Origin of the sequence: Variovorax humicola (assembly GCF_037889915.1) — a bacterium.
GTDB classification, from domain to species: domain Bacteria; phylum Pseudomonadota; class Gammaproteobacteria; order Burkholderiales; family Burkholderiaceae_C; genus Variovorax; species Variovorax humicola.
Window position 1 is genome coordinate 157,759 of sequence record NZ_JBBKZV010000008.1, and the last position, 17,648, is coordinate 175,406.

Sequence of the window (17,648 nt, forward strand, 5' to 3'; positions counted from 1 at the left end):
GCTTACGCCAACCGTCCCGCCACCAACCGCAACACCCGATCGCACCGCTTCGCCAGCGACTCATCGTGCGTGACCATCACGAATGCCGTTCGATGCCGATGCGCAAGATCGAGCATCAACGCGAACACGCCATCGGCGGTGCCACGGTCAAGGTTGCCGGTCGGCTCGTCGGCCAGCACGCAATCGGGCTGCGTGACCAGTGCACGCGCAATCGCCACGCGCTGGCGTTCGCCACCTGACAATTCCGCCGGCCGGTGGTGTACGCGCTCCGACAAGCCCACCGCCGCCAGCATCTTCGACGCCGCATCGTGGGAGGCGGCCGGTGGCATGCGCCGGATCCTGAGCGGCATCGCCACATTGTCGAGTGCGCTGAACTCGGGAAGCAAATGGTGGAACTGGTAGACGAAGCCAAGATGTTGGTTGCGCAAACGCCCCTGCTCGGCGGCATCGACCTTGGCGATGTCCTTGCCGTGCAGTTCGACGCTGCCGCCAGTCGGTGCATCGAGCCCGCCCATCAGGTGCAGCAGCGTGCTCTTGCCGGAACCGGATGCACCGACGATGGCCAGTGTTTCCCCGGCCTGCACGTCGAGGTCCACGCCGTGCAGCACGGTCAGGTCGATCCGACCTTCGTGGAAGCGCTTGGTCAGGCCGCGTGTTCGAAGGACCACCGCACCAGCGCCATCACGCGCCGCACTGGTGGCAACGACAGACGCGTCGGCGTCGAGCACCGAAGCACGGTTATTCATAGCGCAGCGCCTCCGCGGGATTGACGCGGCTCGCGCGCCAGCTCGGATACAGCGTTGCCGCAAACGCAAGGATCAGCGAGATGATGGCGATCGGCAGGATGTCGCTGCGCTGCGGGTCGCTCGGCATCTTGCTGATGAGATAGATGTCCTTCGGCAGGAAGCTCGCGTGGAACAGTTGCTCCAGCCACGGCACGATCACGTCGATGTTGTAGGCAATGCCCAGTCCCAGCAGCAGCCCGCCCAGCGTGCCTATCACGCCCACCATCGCGCCCTGCACGACGAAAATGCCCATGATGCTGCGCGGACTGGAACCGAGCGTGCGCAGGATGGCGATGTCGGCGCGCTTGTCGGTGACGGTCATGACCAGCGTCGAGACCAGGTTGAACGCCGCCACCGCGACGATCAGCGTGAGGATGATGAACATCATCCGTTTCTCGACCTGCACCGCGGCAAACCATGTCTTGTTCTGCCGCGTCCAGTCGCGCACCAGGAAGCTGCCCGGCAAGGTGGCCGCGAACTCATCGGCCACTTCGCGCGCCTGGTTCAAGTCTTTCAGCTTGATGCGGATCCCGCTCGGGCCTTCGAGCCGGAACACGCGCGCCGCATCCTCCTCATGGATCATCGCGAGTGCCGAGTCGTATTCGTAGTGGCCGGAGTCGAAGGTGCCGACCACGGTGAACTGCTTGAGCCGCGGAACCACGCCTGCCGGCGTGACCTGCCCCCCCGGCGCGACCAGCGTGACCTGGTCGCCTTCACGCACGAACAGCGAGCGCGCCAGCTCGCCGCCGAGCACGATGCCGAACTCGCCCGCCACCAGCTTGTCGAGCACGCCTCGTTGTGCCGTCGTCGCGAAGTCGGTGACCTGGGGCTCCAGCGTCGGCACGATGCCGCGCACCAGCGTGCCCTTCATGTCCTCGCCGCGCGCGATGAGCGCCTGCGTGGCGATGAAGGGTGCAACACCGACCACCTCGGGGTTCTTGCGTGCGGCATCCATGATCTGGTCGATGCCCTGCAGGGCCTGGCCGTCGCGCGAAAGAATTTCGATGTGCGACACCACGCCGAGCATGCGGTCGCGCACCTCTTTCTGGAAGCCGTTCATGACCGACAGCACGATGATCAACGCGGCCACACCCAGCCCGATGCCGAGCATCGACACGCCAGAGATGAAGGAAATGAAACCGTTGCGCCGCGTCGCCCGGCCGGCTCGTGTGTAGCGCCAGCCGAGCTGGAGTTCGTAGGGGAGACTCATAGGGGAAGAATTGTGGCATCCCGGACACATCGCATCCGGGACAATGGAACCATGGCCGAATCCTCTCCAGCCCGTCACTTGTTGATTCCCTTTGCCGGCCGGGGTTCCCCCGCTTGCCGTGCACTGCTGCCCGGCATTCGCCTGCCCAGGCTCGAAGCGCTGCTCGCGCGCCTGGCGCCGGCCAGCATCGATACGCAGGACGACACCACCTTTTCGCCCCCGCACGAACGCGCATTGGCCGCCGCGCTGGGCTTGCAGGCCGCAGATGGCTGCATTCCGTGGGCCGCCTGCGACGCACGCCGGCTTGGCCTGCCGGGCAGCGAAGGCGACACGGCCTGGGGCTGGATCGACCTGTGCAACTGGCAGGTCGACCTCAGCGACGTGGTGCTGGGCGACCCGGCCCAGACACGACTCGAAGCGGACGAATCGCAGACCCTGCTCGATGCGGCCCGTCCGCTGTTCGAGGAAGACGCCATCCGGTTGCACATGACGTCCACGCCCGGCCGATGGCTTGCCTGCGGCGACCTGTTTCGCACATTGCCCACCGCCTCGCTCGACCGTGCCATCGGCAATTCGATTTCGCAGTGGTCCCACATGACCGATGCCGGACGGCCGCTGCGTCGCCTGCAGAACGAAGTCCAGATGCTGCTGTACACCGAGCGCGTGAACGACCAGCGCACCGCGCGCGGACTGCCGCCCATCAATTCCTTCTGGCTGAGCGGCACCGGCGCGATGCCCGCATCGGTGCAGCCGGACGGCGTGGAACCCGTCGTCGTCGATTCCCTGCGCGACGCGGCCTTGCGCGATGACGGCGCCGGCTGGGCCGCGGCCTGGCACGCTGTCGATGACGGGCCGGTCGCCGAACTGCTGGCCGATTGCGAGCGCGGCGCCGACGTGGCGCTCACGCTGTGCGGCGATTCGAGCGCACAGCGCTTCTCGGTGCAGCAGCGCGGCCTCTCCGGCTGGATCAAGCGCACGTTCAACCGCCCGCGCGCGGCAACGGTGCTCGAGGCACTATGAAGATCGTCGCCCGAGACATCCCGCCGCGCAGCGTGTGGGCGCTGGAGCAGGCCGGCGTGCATCCGTTGCTCGCGCGGCTTTATGCGGCGCGCGGCGTGCTCGGCAAGGACGAACTCGACGACGGCCTCGCACGCCTGTTGCCGCCCGCCACGCTGCGGGGCACGCCTGAAGCGGCCGTGCTGCTGGCCGACGCCATCCGCGACAACAAGCGCCTGTGCATCGTGGCCGACTACGACTGCGATGGCGCAACCGCCTGCGCAGTGGGCGTGCGCGGCCTCAGGCTGCTGGGTGCCTCGCACGTGAGCTACCTCGTGCCCGATCGCGTGGTCGACGGCTACGGCCTGACGCCGCCGATCGCCGAGCGCGTGGCCGCCACCGGCGCCGACATGCTGATCACGGTCGACAACGGCATCGCCAGCGTCGAGGGCGTGGCGACGGCCAGGGCGCGTGGACTCGCGGTGCTCGTCACCGACCATCACCTGCCCGGCCCCGAGTTGCCCGCCGCCGACGTGCTGGTGAATCCCAACCAGCCCGGCTGCGCGTTCGAGAGCAAGAGCATCGCGGGCGTGGGCGTGATGTTCTATGTGCTGCTGGCCCTGCGCGCCGAACTGCGCGCGCGCGGCGTGTTCGACGCAGCCAGCCAGCCCAAGCTCGATGCGCTGCTCCCGCTGGTGGCGCTGGGCACCGTCGCCGACGTCGTCAGGCTCGACGCCAACAATCGCCGCCTCGTCGCGCAAGGGCTGCGCCGCATCCGCGGCGGCCAGATGCCCGCCGGCGTCGCCGCACTGTTCAAGGCCGCGGGCCGGGCCTGCGCCATGGCCACGACCTTCGACTTCGGCTTCGCACTCGGCCCGCGCATCAACGCGGCCGGCCGTCTCGCCGACATGACGCTCGGCATCGAATGCCTGCTCACCGACGACGCCGGCCGCGCCGAAGAACTGGCCCGCACGCTCGACGGCATCAACCGAGAACGGCGGGACATCGAAGGCGACATGCGCGACCAGGCACTGCGGCTGGCCGAGTCGCTGTTGGACGAAGGTGCCTTGCCGCCCGCGGCCATCAGCGTCTTCGATGCCGGCTTCCACGAGGGCGTGGTCGGCATCGTGGCGTCGCGCATCAAGGACCGTTTTCATCGCCCGACCTTCGTGTTCGCGGCCAGTGCCGCGGAGGGCAAGGCGCATGAACTCAAAGGCTCGGGCCGCTCGATTCCGGGCTTTCATTTGCGCGACGCGCTCGACCTCGTGGCCAAACGGCATCCGGGGGTGCTGCTGCGCTTCGGCGGCCATGCCATGGCGGCCGGCTGCACCGTGGCCCAGGAACACTTCCGGACATTCGAGCAGGCCATGGCGCAGGTCGCGCAGGAATGGCTCGCCGCCGCCGCGCTCACGCGCCAGATCGAGACCGACGGCCCGCTGGCGCGCGAATACATGCGCGTGGACCTGGTCGACACCTTGCACCGCGAAGTCTGGGGCCAGGGATTCGCGCCACCGACTTTCAGCGAGGAAGTGGAAGTGATCTCGCAGCGCCTGGTCGGCGAGAAGCATCTCGCATTGAAGCTCAGGCACCAGGGCCAGCCGGTCGACGGCATGTGGTTCGGCCACACCGAGCCGTTGCCGGGCCGCGTGAGACTCGCCTTCCGCCTCGACGCGGACGAGTGGCAGGGCGTGCGGCGCGTGCGCTTCCTGGTCGAGGGCGCGGAGGTCGAGTGGAACACCCCCGATGCGCCTGCGGCGCCTCCCCCTCAAGGGGGCGCACCCGGCGGCCCGGCAAAGCCGGTTCCGCGGGTGCCCACGAACAGACCAGGATGAGCCCTCCCCGAATCACCTGCGGCGCCTCCCCCTCAAGTCCCCTCAAGGGGGCAATACCAGCGGCCCGGCAAAGCCGTTCCGCGGTATCCCTGGTATCTGACTGCGCCGGTTTCATGCGTCGCGGGTCACGCGATGGCGTGCTGGAAAACTGATGTGAGCCGGAACGGCGCCTTTACGGCGTCTTTACCCGCCGGCAATTCGAGCGATCAACGGGCGCACTCCAATCGCGGTCGATGAAAACACTTCGGAATTCGATGGCGGTCGCGCTCGCGCTGGCGGCCCTGAGCGGGTCCACCCTGGCGCAATATGGCGGCGGCATGGGTGGTGGCGGCGGCGGTGGCATGGGCGGTCGGCACGGCCGCGGCGGCGGCGACACCACCGGCACATCGCGGAGCACCGATATGCCCACCAGCCCGCAAGCACGCGCGAGTCAGGTCAACGACAAGTTCTACGACTTGCGCTTGCGACTGCAGCTCACGCCGGAGCAAGGCAAGCTCTGGGACACGCTGTCCGACCAGGTCTGGGACATGTCGGTGCACGCCAGCCTTCCTCGCGCCGCGACCGACAACGACGGGCTTTCCGCCTTGCAAACCGTGCAGCGCCGCGCAGTCGAAGCACAGGACCGCGCCCTGCGCCTGCAGAAGCTGGCCGACTGCGTCGACCGGCTGTACGCGGCCCTGACGTCCGATCAGCGACACATCGCCGACCAGTACCTGCCCGCGCTCATCCCCTGAACGGAATGACGCTCGAACGCTCAGGGCCGGGTGAACTCGTAGTTGAGTCCGACAAAGAATGAAGTGAGCTTGTCCGATCCGGTACCGATGCGCGCCCCGGTGACGTCGAGGCTGATCAGCGGCGTGAAGCTGTAGCGCACGCCGGCGCGCGTGGTCCACAGGTTGAACGCGCGGTTGTACTCTGCGATCACGGACCACGTGGGGTTCAGTGCGTATTCGAGTTGTGCGCCGCCGCGAGCAGATCGCGTACCGGTGCCAGGCAGCCAGTCGACGCCGAGATTGACATGCACCTGCAAGGCCGCCGAGGCGCGCCACGTCACGGGCAACAAGAACTGGCCGCCGTTGCGACCGCCGTGGGTCACGTCGAACACCAGGTTGCCCGCCACGGCCGCACTCAACGGCGCGTCGGCCGCCTGGCCGTAGTACGTCCATTTGACTTGCGGCCCAGAGAAGACCTGGGTTCGATCGCCCGACCGCGCGAAGCGGTCGAAGTTCAAACCCAGCTCGACTGGCCCGACGCGGCAAGCCGGTCCCAGGTGCTGGCCATTGAGGGGCGGCCTGGTGTCGGTGTGACTGGCCCAGATTTCGACCAGGCACTGGCCCGGGTCCAGCGTGCCGGCATCGTCCACGTCGAAGTGGCCGCCGGCCTGTGCGTGGCTTGCCAGCAATAGGCCGACCAGAAGAATCCCGCCTCGAAACATCGTGCGCTTGCTTTTTTCATCTTCGCCGCCCTTTTTTTGAAATCATTCTAGGGAGGAAAGACGCCATCTCGATGAAAGGCCGGCGCTGCAGTCCGCCCTGCTCATCGCTGCTCGCGAATGAGGAGCGCCCGACGCCATGGCACCCGCGTTGCCGGCCTGCGTCGACGCAGTCCGGTACGCCTCATGCCGGTCAGACAGACTTGCCGGTCCGCGGGTCGAAGAAGACTGCCCTCGACGCGTCGATCGTGACGTTGACGGTGTCGCCGGGCCGCGGCGTGTCGTGCGGCGCGCAGCGCCCGACGCAATGCGTGCCGTTGATCTCGAAGAACACATGCGTGTCGGGGCCGGTCGGCTCGACCAGCCGAACCTCCGCGGACAAGCCCCCAACCCCACCTACCTGCATGGCCTCGGGCCGCAGGCCGAGCGTCATGGACTTTCCGGAATGGTTCTTCAACGCGGCGCCGCGCACGACCATGCCCGATTCGGATTTGCCCGACGTCAGCACGACCGCCGCGTCCGTGCCCACGCCCTGCACGTCCACCGGAATGAAGTTCATCGACGGACTGCCGATGAAGCTTGCGACAAACAGGTTGGCCGGACGCTCGTAGATGTCCATCGGCGAGCCGTACTGCTGCACGATGCCATCTTTCATGACGGCAATTCGGTCGCCGAGCGTCATGGCCTCGATCTGGTCATGGGTGACGTAGACCGAGGTCGTGCCCGTGCGCTGGTGCAGCAGCTTGATTTCGGCGCGCATCTCAACGCGCAGCTTGGCATCGAGGTTGGACAGCGGCTCGTCGAACAGGAACAGCCCCGGGTTGCGGGCGAGCGCCCGTCCCATGGCCACGCGCTGGCGCTGGCCGCCCGACAACTGGCCGGGCTTGCGGTCCAGCAGATGATCGATCTGCAGCATCTTCGAGACGCGTTCGATGGTGGTGCGTTGCTCCGCCTCGGCCACCTTGCGCATCTGCAAGCCGAAGGCGATGTTCTGGCGCACGTCCATATTCGGATACAGCGCATAGCTCTGGAACACCATCGCGATATCGCGATCCTTTGGCGGCACGCCGTCGACGTTGCGCCCGCCGATATGGATCTCGCCCGAGCTCACCGTCTCCAACCCCGCCAGGCAGTTCAACAGGGTGGACTTGCCGCACCCCGAAGGGCCGACCAGGATCAGGAACTGCCCCGGATCGACCTCGATGTCGACCCCTTTGAGTATCTGGGTGGTGCCGAAAGTCTTAGCGACTTTCTTGATGGAAATGGAATGTTGCTGCCGCATTTGTGACGTCTCCCGGGTTCAGGCTTTACCGGACTGCACGACGCTGCCCACGCTGCCTTCGGCCTGCGCCAGCCGCAGGCGGGCCTCCCCGGGGTCGATCCGGCAGCACAGCACGACGATGGCGGTCTTGATTTCGTAGCCGCAGGCCTCGAGCGCTTCGCGCGCCGCAGTCCTCGTAGCGCCGGAGGCCGCCACCGTCAGGCGCAATGCACGCCGCACGAGCTTGTTGTTGGTGGCCCGCATGTCGACCATCAGGTTGCCGTAGACCTTGTGCAGGCGAACCATGATCGCGCTCGACAGCGAGTTGAGCGCGATCTTCTGCGCCGTGCCCGCCTTCAGCCGCGTGCTGCCCGAGATGACCTCGGCACCGGTGTCGAGCACGACCGGAATTTCCGCGAGCGCGTCGATGACCGAGCCCGGGTTGTTGACGATGCCGATGGTCAATGCACCGGCTGCGCGCGCCGCCTGCAGCGCCGCAACGACGTAGGGCGTGCGGCCCGAGGCCGCGACGAGGATCACGACGTCATTTGCCGTTGGCGCCAGCGCCCGCAGTTCGGTGGCGCCGGCAGCTTCGTCGTCCTCGGCCCCTTCGGCTGCTTCATTCATCGCATCGTCGCCGCCCGCGAGCCGCGCCACGGCGCGCGACTTGTCCCACGAGAACGTGGGGTTGAGTTCGACGCAGTCGAGCATTGCCAGGCGGCCGGAGGTGCCCGCGCCGAAGTAGAGCAGCCGGCCGCCGGCACGGATGCGCGGCACGGCGGCATCGACGGCGGCGGCCAGGCTTGCCGCTGCCGCCTGCACCGCCTGGACCGCATTCGCCTGGTCGTCCACGAAGGCGTTGACCAGGTCCTGCGTGTTGTAGGTGTCGAGCATGGAATGGTAGGAGCTGAGTTGCTCGGTGTTCTGGATCATGTGGATATCAGCCTTTGACGGCGCCCGCGGTCAGTCCCTTGATGAACTGCTCGGACAACAGGAGGTAGACCAGGACCAGCGGCAGTGCCGACAACGTCAGGCCCGCAAACAGCGCGCCCATGTTGACCGCGTGCTCGCCGAAGAAAACCGACAGGCCTTGCGGAATGGTCTTCAGGTCGGGACTCGAAATAAAGACGATCGGTAACAGGAAGTCGTTCCAGATCGGAATGGCGGTGTAGATCGCGACGATCGCCAGCTGCGGGCGGACGAGCGGCAGCATCACTTTCCAGAAGATGATCCAGTCGCTCGCGCCGTCCATCCGGGCGGCGGAGTCCAGCGCACCGGGCAACGCCTTGAAGAACCCCGTCATGATGAAGACGCCCGCCGGAATCCCGCCCGCCGCATAGACCAGGCTGAGGCCCCACAGGTTGTCCAGCAGGTTCATACCCTTGAGCTGGATGAACAGGGGCACCAGCAGCAGCTTGGCCGGAATCACCAAGCCGATCAGGAAGATCGTGAAGAAGAAGCTGTTCAGCTTGAAGTCGTAGCGGCCGAGCGCGTAGCCCGCCATCGCGCTGAAGCTCAGGATGAACACCTCCGACACCACGGTCACGAAGACCGAGTTGCGGAAGTAGACGCCGAAGTTGCCGGACGACATGACTTCGGTGAAGTTGTCCAGCGCCAGCGAACTCGGCAAGCCGAATGGCGATTCGGCAATCTCCACCGTGGACTTGAAGGCCGACATGACGGCCACCGCAAGCGGCGCCACCACGGCCACCGTGTTCATGATGAGCAGGCCCATCAGGAACATGGCGAGCGGGCTCCACCGGGTAGCGGATTCCGAAGTCTTCACATCTGCACCTCGCGTCTTCTGAGGAGGGTCGAGCCGAGCCGTGAGCCGATCAGCACGATGATGAACAACACAACGCTGACCGCTGAGCCAAGGCCTACGTCCGTGATCGCCGCCGAACCGTCGCCGAACGAGAGGCGGTAGAACATCAGGGCCAGCGTGTCGAGCGCATTGCCGGGGTTGCCGGTCGGCCCGCCGATGACGTAGGGCAGGTCGAACCACTCCATCGCGCCGATGAAGCTCAACACCACGACGATGGTGAACGACGGCCCCAGCAGCGGCAGCGTGACGTTGCGAAACGTCTGCCATTCGCTTGCGCCGTCCAACTCGGCCGCCTTGTAGAGGTCACCCGGTATGGCGTTCATGCCGGCCAGGAAGACCAGCGTCGGAAAGCCCACGTTGCGCCAGATAGAGATCAGGATCGCGGTGGCCAGCGCCATGCTGCTGTCGCCCAACGGCGCGAACTCCTCCAGGTGGAACGCGACCATCATCAGCCTGGTCACCGGGCCGAACAGCGGATGCAGGAACAGCTCCCACAGGTAGCCCGCGATCACCAGCGAAAGAATCACCGGCAGGAACACCGTGCCCCGAAAGAACCGGAAGCCCCAGGGCCGGCGATACAGCGCCGCGGCCAGCGCCAGCGCGATGCTGTTCTGTACCGCCAGCACCACGCCGAATGTGAGCACGTTGTGCCACAGCGCCGCCAGGAACGAACCCCGGTAGGCCTCGCTCGCGAGGCGGTAGAAGTTGTCGAGTCCGATGAACTTGCCGCGCGTGAACGCGTTCCATTCGAAGAGGCTGTAGCCCAATGCCGAGGCGGCCGGCAGCAGCATGAACAGCGTCATCATCAGGACGGCCGGGAACACGAAGAACGTGATCCAGAGGTTCCTGCTCATGCGCGCACGCGGGAGCCAGCCTACTTCTGGAATGGCTTGTGCCACGATGCCAGCCCGGTTTGAATGTCCTGCGCAAGTTGCTGCGCCGTGCCCTGTCCCTGGATCAGCTTCTGCAAGCCGTCACGCAGCAACACCGAACCATTGGGGTTCTGGTAGCGGAAGCCGACCAGCATCACGAAGGGCGTGCCGTCCGTCCGGGCTTTCGAGTTGATGCCGGCAAGCACCTTGTCGTCGGCCTTTGTGCCGGGTACCGCCGATGTCTGACGCAGTTCATTGATCAAGCGCTGGCCGAAGTCGCGGCTGGCAAGGTAGTTGATGAACTTCAGCGCCGCCGCCCGGTTCTTGCTCGATGCGCTGATCGAGTAGTTGCCGTCGGCGAAGGTCGACACCCAGGCCTTGCCGCCCTTTCGCAGCGGCGGCGCGGGCACCATGTCGAAGTCCAGCTTCGCATTCATCTCACGAACGGTGTCGATGTTCCAGGTGCCGGTGATGAAGAACGCGGTCATGCCGGTCGAGAACAGCGTGCGGCTCTCGTTCTCGCCGATGCCCAGCGAGTTGGCCGGCATGAACTGCTTCAGCCCGACGACTTCTTCGATGGCCTTGACGAACCCGGGGTCGGCGAAGGTCTTGTTGCCCATCTTGACGGCGCTGAAAAAGTCAGTGCCGCCGTAGAAGTTGGGGCCAACCACACCGAAGACCTGCTCCAGGACCGCCGCATCCCTGGTGCCGTTGGCCAGTGGCGTGACGCCCTTGGCCTTGAGCGTTGCGCAGAGCGCCTTGAACTCGTCCCAAGTGGCCGGCATTTCGGTGACGCCAGCTTTTGCGAGCACCGCCTTGTTGTAGATGATGCCCAGCGACTGGGTGGCGAAGGGCACGCCATGGAACTCCTTGTCGTGCGGCGGCTTGAAGCCGCGGGCGCCATCCAGGCTGGGGCCGAAAGCTGCGAGGCCGGGCACGGTCGTGCTGGTCAGCGGCAGCAGGTAGCCGGCATCCGCCAGGTTGCTCAGACCACCATAGGCACGCGTGTGGATGATGTCCGGTCCGCCGCCCGAGGCGAGCGCGGCCGACAGCACGGTCGGATATTCGGTGTTCTTGTAGGCGGAGAATTTGACGTCGTCGCCCGAGACCTTCCTGTAGTCCCGGGCCACCGATTCGTAGAAAGCCTTGTCTTCGACGCGCCAGCTCCAGAATGTGAGATCGGCGCTGTGGGCGAGCTGGGCGATGGCGACAAGGGTGCCGGCGGCCAGTGCCTTGAGATTGATTTTCATGGTGATGTGGGCTCAGAAGAAGTGGCGAATGCCAAGGGCGGAGATGTAGCTGCTGCGACGTGCCTGCCCGGCGAGCAACTCGTCGTATTTGCTGTAGCTGTAGGCGCCATACAGCGCGCTGCGCTTCGAGAGGTTGTAGAGAGCCTCGGCGCCGGCACCCCAGTCCCGGCCCGGCAGGTCGTTGCTGTTGCTGCCGGCGACGCTGAACCTCAATGCCCACGCATTGACCGGCACCACGGCGCCCACCGACCACTCGGTCGAAGTGATGCGCTTGCCCAGGGAAAACACGTCATAGCGCGACTGCCCCGCCATCGACACGAGGCGAACCGGACCGAAGTCGTAGTTGAAAGCGGCCGTGTAGGTCTCGAGCTTGCCGCTTCGCGCGGCCTTGGCGTCGTACTGGCCGGTGACCGGGTTGTAGAAGCTCCTGGTGTGCTGGGTGTAGTAGCCCACGCCAGCGCGGATCGGACCGTTGACGTAGAGCGCCGCATAGCTTTGGGCCTGAGGCTGCTTGCCGTCAATGCTCTCGTCCAACTGGACTTGCGCGGACAGCGTGATGCCGCCCATGGTCGGCGTGTCGTAGCGAATGGAATTGTCCATGCGCACGTGTGCCCACACCTGCGGATTGCCGGGGTCGTTGTTGGTGCCCACCGAGCCTGCAAGCCCGGTGAGCTGGCCCGCCGCATTGGGCACGGGCGAACCCAGCGGCACTGGCCCGGCGACGCGCCAGACTCGGACGAACGGATCGTAGGTGTCGCCGTAGCCCGTGGCCGCATTCGAGGCGATGTCGTTCCATGCGGTGTAGATGCGGCCCATCCGGATCTGTCCAAAGCCGCCATACAGGCCGACGTTCGCTTGCCGGTGGAAGTAGCGCGCCGGTGGTACGCCGGTGTCCAGCGCAAACTGGTTCTCCAGCACGATGGAGGCAGCCAGCCCGGCGCCCAGGTCCTCCACGCCGCGCAAGCCGAAGCGCGAGGCATTGATGCCGTAGGGAATCAGGCCGCGGGTTCGCCCCCTTTCGATCGCCGCGCCGAACGGATTGGTCTGCGAAACGGGCGCGGCGACGAGATTGCGCCACTGGCCGACTTGCGCCTCGGCCACGCCAAACAGCGTGAGCTTGGACTGCGCCGTCGCGGGCGCCGCGGCCGCGACGGCCGCCAATGCAATCAAACTTCTTTTCATTCATTCCTCCCTGGATTACCCGAGCCAATACGTTCACCGGGTCATGGCGGCGCTCTCGCCTCGCTCACTCGTCGCAATTCGGCGAGCCGCAGCGGACCCTGGGCGGCGAGATGCGCCGCCTTGTGGTGGGACTGCAATGTCCGCATCTGCAAAGGCGCATCGATGCAAAGGCCGGTCCGCATCGAATTCAGGATCAGCGGATGCAGCTTCGACGCACCGCCCGCCAGCACCACCGGCCGCAGGCCATGGCGCAGCAGATGTACGTTCGCGAGCCGCGCCAATTCCTCGCCGGCATCGCGCAGGACGTCGCGGGCCAACGGGTCCTCGTCGGCGCTCGCCGCGACGTGCAACGCGAGCTTGCCGATGTCGCCGCGCGAGCTGGCATAGAGAAACTGGCGCGTGGCCCGCCACTCGGGCGCACCGACAACGCCGAAGAGCCGAACCGCCATCGGCGACTCGCGCCAGGATTGCGGCACGGTCTCTTCACGGCGCCAGATACGGCGCAGCGCTTCCTTTGCAATCCAGAAGCCGCCACCGCCGTCATCGAGCAGCACGCCGCGCCCCCCGGCGCGATGCAAGACGCCGTGCCCGTCGATGAAGACGGCCATTGAACCGGTGCCCGCATAGACGAGGTAGCCTTCGCCCGGCTCGAATGCGCTGAGATAACCCATCTGAACGTCGTTGCACAACGCCATGTCTTGCGGCTGCAATGACAGCGACCGCGCCAGCGTCGACTCGAAAACATTCCCGCCAGGCCCGGTCGGCTCGAATCCCGTGATGCCTGCGGCGACATAGGCTGGAGCTGCGTGCCGGCGCGCCGCGCGCGCCAGTTGGTCCAGCACCGACTCGGTGTGCAGGCGTTCCTCGCTCGTGACTTGCCGGCCGTGCAGGCCATCGACCGTGCCCTCGGCCAGGATGCGGCCGTCGGCGCGCGCCAGCGCCCATCGGGTGGCCGTGCCGCCCGCGTCGAAGCCGAGGCCGAGTCCCGGTTCACCGGCACTCACTCAAACGCTCCGCCGGCGAACGTCAGCTCCGCCAGCATGCCGGTCGCATCGTCACCTGGCTTGACGCGCGCGAAGGCCTCGCAGGCCGGGTCGTCTGCTTCCATCGCCCTCAGCCGCGCCAGCACGCGGCCGATCCCCTGGTATTCGATGGCCTGCATCAACGCCTGCGGCGACATCTCCCGGAACAGGTCGACCAGACGCCACAAGCCATCGCTGGCCAGCAGGATGCGTGTGCCGGCCACGGCGGGCAACCGATGCACCTGCACGCCTTGCGCCCAGGCCAGCACCGGATGCACCACGCGATAGCCGCCGGGTTGATTCATGGCGCTGCGGTTTTCGCGGATGACCTTGCACGCCTCTTCCCACATCGCATTGGCGCCATGGGGGCTGGCGCGGGCGCGCTGCCAGGCATGCAAGGTGCGGCGTGAAAAGGGCTCCGCAGCGCCGTCCGTGAAAACCTGGAACAGACGGCCCGGCGCCTGCACCACGACGCTGATGTCCCCAACGCAGGCCACTTCGATCTCGTCGCCCAGCAGTTGGACGATGCCGAGGCATGCGCTCGGCATCTCATGCACGCCGGGCTGAGACAGGCCTTCGCAAGCCACCGCTTCGATGAAGGCTGCGCGCAATTGCGCCTCCAGGCCCGACAACGCTGCCGCGAGCGGTTGCCCGTCCCATTGCGGATCCCGCAGGAGATCGGATGCGGTGTGCGCCAGCCAAGAGGCGTCGCTCGCGAAGCGGGTCCAGCGTCGGTCCGATACGCCGGTGGCGCCGTCGAGCACCCACAGCCGGCGCGGGCTGCTGCCGCAGGCATCGTCGTTGCAGTCGCCGATGGGCTGGCTGCGCGCAGCCCGGACGACGAAGCGGCTCGACTCAGACTGCATCGTCGAGCTCCAACAGCGGCGCGATTGCCGGACCGGCATTGATCCAACGACCCGACTGCATGACGGCTGCCACCTGGAAGTCGGCATCGAAAACGATCAGGTCGGCGTGCGCACCGGCTTGCAGGCAACCGCGCTCAGCCTGCACGCCGAGCAGGCGGGCCGGCGCGCGCGTGGCGCAGTACAGCGCGTCCGATGCCTGCATGCCGTATTCGCGGATGCCGATCCGGACTGCATCGGAAAGCGTGATCGCCGCGCCGGCAAGCGTCCCGTCTTCAGCGACGCAGCGTCCGCCCTGCACCGAAATCTCGCGCCCCTGAAGCACGAAATGCGTCTGCGTGGACCCGGCCGGCGACATTGCATCGGACACGAGGATCGTGCGATTGCGGCCGCGCAGGCGCCAGGCGATCTCGAAGCTCTCGCGCTTCACGTGATGACCGTCCAGGATCAGGCCGGCCCACAGGTCGGCGTGAAGCAGTGCGTAGCCCAGCACACCCGCCTCGCGCGGACCCAACTGCGACATCGCGTTGAACAGGTGCGTGACGCCGCTGACACCGTCGCGGGCCACCGCGTCGAGCATGCCCGCATAGGGGGCTTCCGTGTGGCCGGCGAACACGATGGCGCCGCCCGCCACCAGCGCACGGATGTGCTGCGGGGCCACGCATTCAGGGGCCAGCGTCACCAGCGTGCGTCCGGCGTCGCGCAGCGCGATCACCCGGCGCACATCGTCTTCAGCCAGATGGGCAATGAAGTCTTCGCGATGGATACCGCGGCGCCGCGCTTGCAGGAACGGCCCTTCCAGGTGGATGCCGAGGATGCCTGGGTCACCCGCTGCCAGGGACGCACGCACCGCGTCGATGGCGGCGTCCAAGCCGTGCGGCGCGTCGGTGATGAAGGTTGGCAGCAGAGCCGTGGTGCCGGCCCGCGCGTGAGCGGCCGCAATTCGCCGCACGGTGGCGCGGTCCGGCGTGTCGTTGAACAACACACCGCCTCCGCCATTGACCTGGATGTCGATGAGGCCGGGGGCGACGATATGGCCGGCCGGAAATGCGATGCCCACGCCGTCGTCGCGCGCGCCGATGCGGGCGATCCGGCCGGCTGCCGTCTGCATCGTGGCATTGGCGATGATGCACTCGCCGTCGAACAGCAGCGGGCAATGCAATCGGACCATGGGCGCGCTCATAGGGTCTGCGTGACCTTGGACAGGCTGGCTGGGGCGTCGGGGTTGCGCCCCATGCGCCGGGTTACGGCCTCGATCGCGAGGTACGCCGGCGGCAGCATGAGCACGGCATCGGTGAAGCGCTCGCACGCCGGCGGCAGGGAAAGATCACCGCTGCCGCCCGTGAATGCACTCAACGTGGGCGCGCCGCACTCGCCTGCGCGCCGCAACGCCTGGTTGACGCTGTCGCGGTGCTCGGCTGCGGAGCACAGGCCGATCACTGGCGTCTGCGCACTCACGGCGCCGAGCGGGCCATGCAGGAACTCGGCGCTGCTGAAGGCCAGTGCCGGAACGCCGGTGGTCTCGCTTATCTTCAGCGCGATTTCCTTGGCGATGCCGAGAGTGGCGCCGCGGCCCAGCACATATACGGCACGCGCGCCGGGCAACACGGCCGACAGCGCTTCCCATTTCTGCTCGAGCGCAGCGGCCATGCGCGCGGGCAGCGACGCGAGCGCATCGTGCAAGCTTGGATCACCCTTTGCACGGCAATAGCCCGCCACCAGGCCCAGGCCCGCCAGCGCCGCCGCCACCGTGCTCTTGGTGGCGGCGACGGAGGTTTCCACTCCCGCACGCAGCAACACCTCCAGGTCGCAGGCCTTGCCGAGCGGGGAATGGGGTGCGTTGACCAACGCCAGCGTGGACGCGCCTCCACGGCGGCAGGCACTGGCATAGGCGGCGAGATCGGGGCTGCCGCCGGACTGCGAAAGCGCCACCATCAACGCGCTGTGGCAAAGGCGCGGCATTCCGTCGCGCCCGGTGGATGGCAATGCCGCCGACACCGTAAGCGGCGTGTGCGACGCCAGGGCATAGCGCAGCAAGGTGCCGGCATGCGACGACGAGCCCCGGCCCAGGATCTCGACATGGGTGATGCGGCCCGATGCCAACCGCCCGCCCTCTTCGGCGACGGCCGGCGCCACCCGCATCAGGAATCTTCGCGCCACGTCGGCGCACTCCAGAGTCTCGCTTCGCATCCAACTCATGACATCCTCCCTCTCCTTGTCCTGTTCATGAAGGCGCTATTCGCATCTCCACGATGTAGTCGTACATGTCGCCGCGAAACAGCGCCCGCGTCAACTCCAGCGGTTTCCCTTCCTGCGTAAAGGAGCGACGCTCGGTCTCGAGCACCGCGGCCCCCAGGCCGATGTTCAACAGCCGTGCGGTCTCGGCATCGGCCACGCCCGCGCGAATGCGCTGGATGGCCCTGACCGGCGCGGCTGCGTTGCGCCGCATGGCCTCGTACAGCGAATCGCCGAACTCCGCGGTTCCACCCACGTGCGCCGCGTTGACCGACGCATGCTCCACAGTCATCGGCTCCCCATCGGCCGTTCTGACCCGCGCGCTGCGCATCACCAGGTCCGTCGACGACACCCCCAGCGCCAGCATTTCCTCGACCGTCGGCCTGACCAATTGGCGCGACAGCCACCTGGAGCCCGGCACGAAACCGCGCCGTTCCATGTCCTCCGAAAAGCTGGCCAGCAACGACAGCGGTTCCACGATCCGCGCGGATACGTAGGTCCCGGAACCCTGACGCGCCTTCAGCAAACCTTCCTCCGTCAACTGCTCGACCGCGCGTCGCACCGTCTCACGCGACACGCCCAGCCCGTGGGCCAGTTCCCGCTCCGGCGGGAGGCCAGCGCCCGTGGGAATCCTGCCGGCCTGGATGGCATGCCGAAGCACCACCGCCAACCGCATGTAGATCGGCCCGCCGCGCGCCTCATGGCCGTCCAGCGCGGCTTTCAGCATCGCGGCCAGGGAGCTTGCGATCGAATCAGTCATGGGAGATGCGATTCCTTTGTTGGCCAAATTCACAATCCAATCAACATCCTTTTCGAATAATTTCCTGGAGTGGTCTGAAATTAATATACCAATTAAATACCACTTAGTCATGGGAGCAAACAC

General features: G+C 66.7%; 17 protein-coding genes. 3 read left to right on the forward strand and 14 right to left on the reverse strand.

Annotated elements, in window-relative coordinates; translation table 11 throughout:
• Positions 1–2 precede the first annotated feature (2 nt).
• Positions 3–746, reverse strand: coding sequence for a lipoprotein-releasing ABC transporter ATP-binding protein LolD (gene lolD / locus WKW80_RS15990; RefSeq protein WP_340364551.1), 744 nt, complete (start codon positions 744–746; stop codon positions 3–5).
• Positions 739–1,995, reverse strand: a complete 1,257-nt coding sequence (locus WKW80_RS15995) for a lipoprotein-releasing ABC transporter permease subunit (protein WP_340364552.1) — start codon at positions 1,993–1,995, stop codon at positions 739–741. Before WKW80_RS15995 ends, lolD begins: the two co-directional genes overlap by 8 nt.
• 51 nt (positions 1,996–2,046) lie before the next feature.
• Between WKW80_RS15995 and WKW80_RS16000 the strand changes: the two genes are divergently transcribed.
• The 3 genes from WKW80_RS16000 (at position 2,047) to WKW80_RS16010 (ending at position 5,557) form a co-directional block, all read left to right on the forward strand.
• The gene (locus tag WKW80_RS16000) at positions 2,047–3,015 is read left to right on the forward strand and encodes a hypothetical protein (RefSeq protein ID WP_340364553.1); all 969 of its coding nucleotides are present in this window, start codon (positions 2,047–2,049) and stop codon (positions 3,013–3,015) included.
• Positions 3,012–4,823 carry a single-stranded-DNA-specific exonuclease RecJ gene (gene recJ, locus WKW80_RS16005; RefSeq protein ID WP_340364554.1) on the forward strand — a complete coding sequence of 604 codons (1,812 nt, stop codon included), beginning with the start codon at positions 3,012–3,014 and terminating at the stop codon, positions 4,821–4,823. Before WKW80_RS16000 ends, recJ begins: the two co-directional genes overlap by 4 nt.
• Before the next feature lie 233 nt (positions 4,824–5,056).
• On the forward strand, positions 5,057–5,557 hold the full coding sequence (locus tag WKW80_RS16010) for a hypothetical protein (RefSeq protein WP_340364555.1): 501 nt from the start codon (positions 5,057–5,059) through the stop codon (positions 5,555–5,557).
• A 20-nt stretch (positions 5,558–5,577) separates the two neighbouring features.
• On the opposite strand, the gene WKW80_RS16015 is transcribed toward WKW80_RS16010, so the two are convergent.
• The 12 genes from WKW80_RS16015 to WKW80_RS16070 form a co-directional block, all read right to left on the reverse strand.
• Entirely contained in the window at positions 5,578–6,258 is a 681-nt protein-coding gene (locus tag WKW80_RS16015) for a hypothetical protein (RefSeq protein ID WP_340364556.1), read from the reverse strand.
• Positions 6,259–6,448: 190 nt separating this feature from the next.
• Positions 6,449–7,537: an ABC transporter ATP-binding protein gene (locus WKW80_RS16020; protein WP_340364557.1), complete on the reverse strand. Its 1,089-nt coding sequence runs from the start codon at positions 7,535–7,537 to the stop codon at positions 6,449–6,451.
• An 18-nt stretch (positions 7,538–7,555) separates the two neighbouring features.
• Positions 7,556–8,449, reverse strand: a complete 894-nt coding sequence (locus WKW80_RS16025) for an N-acetylmuramic acid 6-phosphate etherase (protein ID WP_422822913.1) — start codon at positions 8,447–8,449, stop codon at positions 7,556–7,558.
• Positions 8,450–8,456: 7 nt separating this feature from the next.
• The gene (locus WKW80_RS16030; protein ID WP_340364558.1) at positions 8,457–9,302 is read right to left on the reverse strand and encodes a carbohydrate ABC transporter permease; all 846 of its coding nucleotides are present in this window, start codon (positions 9,300–9,302) and stop codon (positions 8,457–8,459) included.
• Complete coding sequence (locus WKW80_RS16035) at positions 9,299–10,195, reverse strand: carbohydrate ABC transporter permease (protein ID WP_340364559.1); 897 nt, start codon at positions 10,193–10,195, stop codon at positions 9,299–9,301. Before WKW80_RS16035 ends, WKW80_RS16030 begins: the two co-directional genes overlap by 4 nt.
• Positions 10,196–10,215: 20 nt before the next feature.
• Positions 10,216–11,463 carry an ABC transporter substrate-binding protein gene (locus WKW80_RS16040; RefSeq protein ID WP_340364560.1) on the reverse strand — a complete coding sequence of 416 codons (1,248 nt, stop codon included), beginning with the start codon at positions 11,461–11,463 and terminating at the stop codon, positions 10,216–10,218.
• A gap of 12 nt (positions 11,464–11,475) precedes the next feature.
• Positions 11,476–12,645: a porin gene (locus WKW80_RS16045; RefSeq protein ID WP_340364561.1), complete on the reverse strand. Its 1,170-nt coding sequence runs from the start codon at positions 12,643–12,645 to the stop codon at positions 11,476–11,478.
• A 41-nt stretch (positions 12,646–12,686) separates the two neighbouring features.
• On the reverse strand, positions 12,687–13,649 hold the full coding sequence (locus tag WKW80_RS16050) for a BadF/BadG/BcrA/BcrD ATPase family protein (protein WP_340364562.1): 963 nt from the start codon (positions 13,647–13,649) through the stop codon (positions 12,687–12,689).
• Positions 13,646–14,533, reverse strand: a complete 888-nt coding sequence (locus WKW80_RS16055) for a protein phosphatase 2C domain-containing protein (protein WP_340364563.1) — start codon at positions 14,531–14,533, stop codon at positions 13,646–13,648. Before WKW80_RS16055 ends, WKW80_RS16050 begins: the two co-directional genes overlap by 4 nt.
• A complete protein-coding gene (gene nagA, locus WKW80_RS16060; protein ID WP_340364564.1) occupies positions 14,523–15,701 on the reverse strand; it encodes an N-acetylglucosamine-6-phosphate deacetylase in 1,179 nt (392 codons plus the stop codon). Before nagA ends, WKW80_RS16055 begins: the two co-directional genes overlap by 11 nt.
• 8 nt (positions 15,702–15,709) lie before the next feature.
• Positions 15,710–16,729, reverse strand: coding sequence for an SIS domain-containing protein (locus WKW80_RS16065; protein ID WP_340364565.1), 1,020 nt, complete (start codon positions 16,727–16,729; stop codon positions 15,710–15,712).
• A 25-nt stretch (positions 16,730–16,754) separates the two neighbouring features.
• A complete protein-coding gene (locus WKW80_RS16070; RefSeq protein ID WP_340364566.1) occupies positions 16,755–17,525 on the reverse strand; it encodes a GntR family transcriptional regulator in 771 nt (256 codons plus the stop codon).
• Positions 17,526–17,648: the final 123 nt, after the last annotated feature.

Bases quoted from the DNA above. Each gene is read 5' to 3' on its own strand.
- WKW80_RS16035 (WP_340364559.1), bottom strand. From the start codon at position 10,195: ATGAGCAGGAACCTCTGGATCACGTTCTTCGTGTTCCCGGCCGTCCTG.
- WKW80_RS16025 (WP_422822913.1), bottom strand. From the start codon at position 8,449: ATGATCCAGAACACCGAGCAACTCAGCTCCTACCATTCCATGCTCGAC.
- WKW80_RS16020 (WP_340364557.1), bottom strand. From the start codon at position 7,537: ATGCGGCAGCAACATTCCATTTCCATCAAGAAAGTCGCTAAGACTTTC.
- WKW80_RS16000 (WP_340364553.1), top strand. From the start codon at position 2,047: ATGGCCGAATCCTCTCCAGCCCGTCACTTGTTGATTCCCTTTGCCGGC.
- lolD (WP_340364551.1), bottom strand. From the start codon at position 746: ATGAATAACCGTGCTTCGGTGCTCGACGCCGACGCGTCTGTCGTTGCC.
- WKW80_RS16055 (WP_340364563.1), bottom strand. From the start codon at position 14,533: ATGCAGTCTGAGTCGAGCCGCTTCGTCGTCCGGGCTGCGCGCAGCCAG.
- WKW80_RS16015 (WP_340364556.1), bottom strand. From the start codon at position 6,258: ATGTTTCGAGGCGGGATTCTTCTGGTCGGCCTATTGCTGGCAAGCCAC.
- WKW80_RS16045 (WP_340364561.1), bottom strand. From the start codon at position 12,645: ATGAAAAGAAGTTTGATTGCATTGGCGGCCGTCGCGGCCGCGGCGCCC.
- WKW80_RS15995 (WP_340364552.1), bottom strand. From the start codon at position 1,995: ATGAGTCTCCCCTACGAACTCCAGCTCGGCTGGCGCTACACACGAGCC.
- WKW80_RS16010 (WP_340364555.1), top strand. From the start codon at position 5,057: ATGAAAACACTTCGGAATTCGATGGCGGTCGCGCTCGCGCTGGCGGCC.
- recJ (WP_340364554.1), top strand. From the start codon at position 3,012: ATGAAGATCGTCGCCCGAGACATCCCGCCGCGCAGCGTGTGGGCGCTG.
- WKW80_RS16070 (WP_340364566.1), bottom strand. From the start codon at position 17,525: ATGACTGATTCGATCGCAAGCTCCCTGGCCGCGATGCTGAAAGCCGCG.
- WKW80_RS16040 (WP_340364560.1), bottom strand. From the start codon at position 11,463: ATGAAAATCAATCTCAAGGCACTGGCCGCCGGCACCCTTGTCGCCATC.
- WKW80_RS16065 (WP_340364565.1), bottom strand. From the start codon at position 16,729: ATGAGTTGGATGCGAAGCGAGACTCTGGAGTGCGCCGACGTGGCGCGA.
- nagA (WP_340364564.1), bottom strand. From the start codon at position 15,701: ATGGTCCGATTGCATTGCCCGCTGCTGTTCGACGGCGAGTGCATCATC.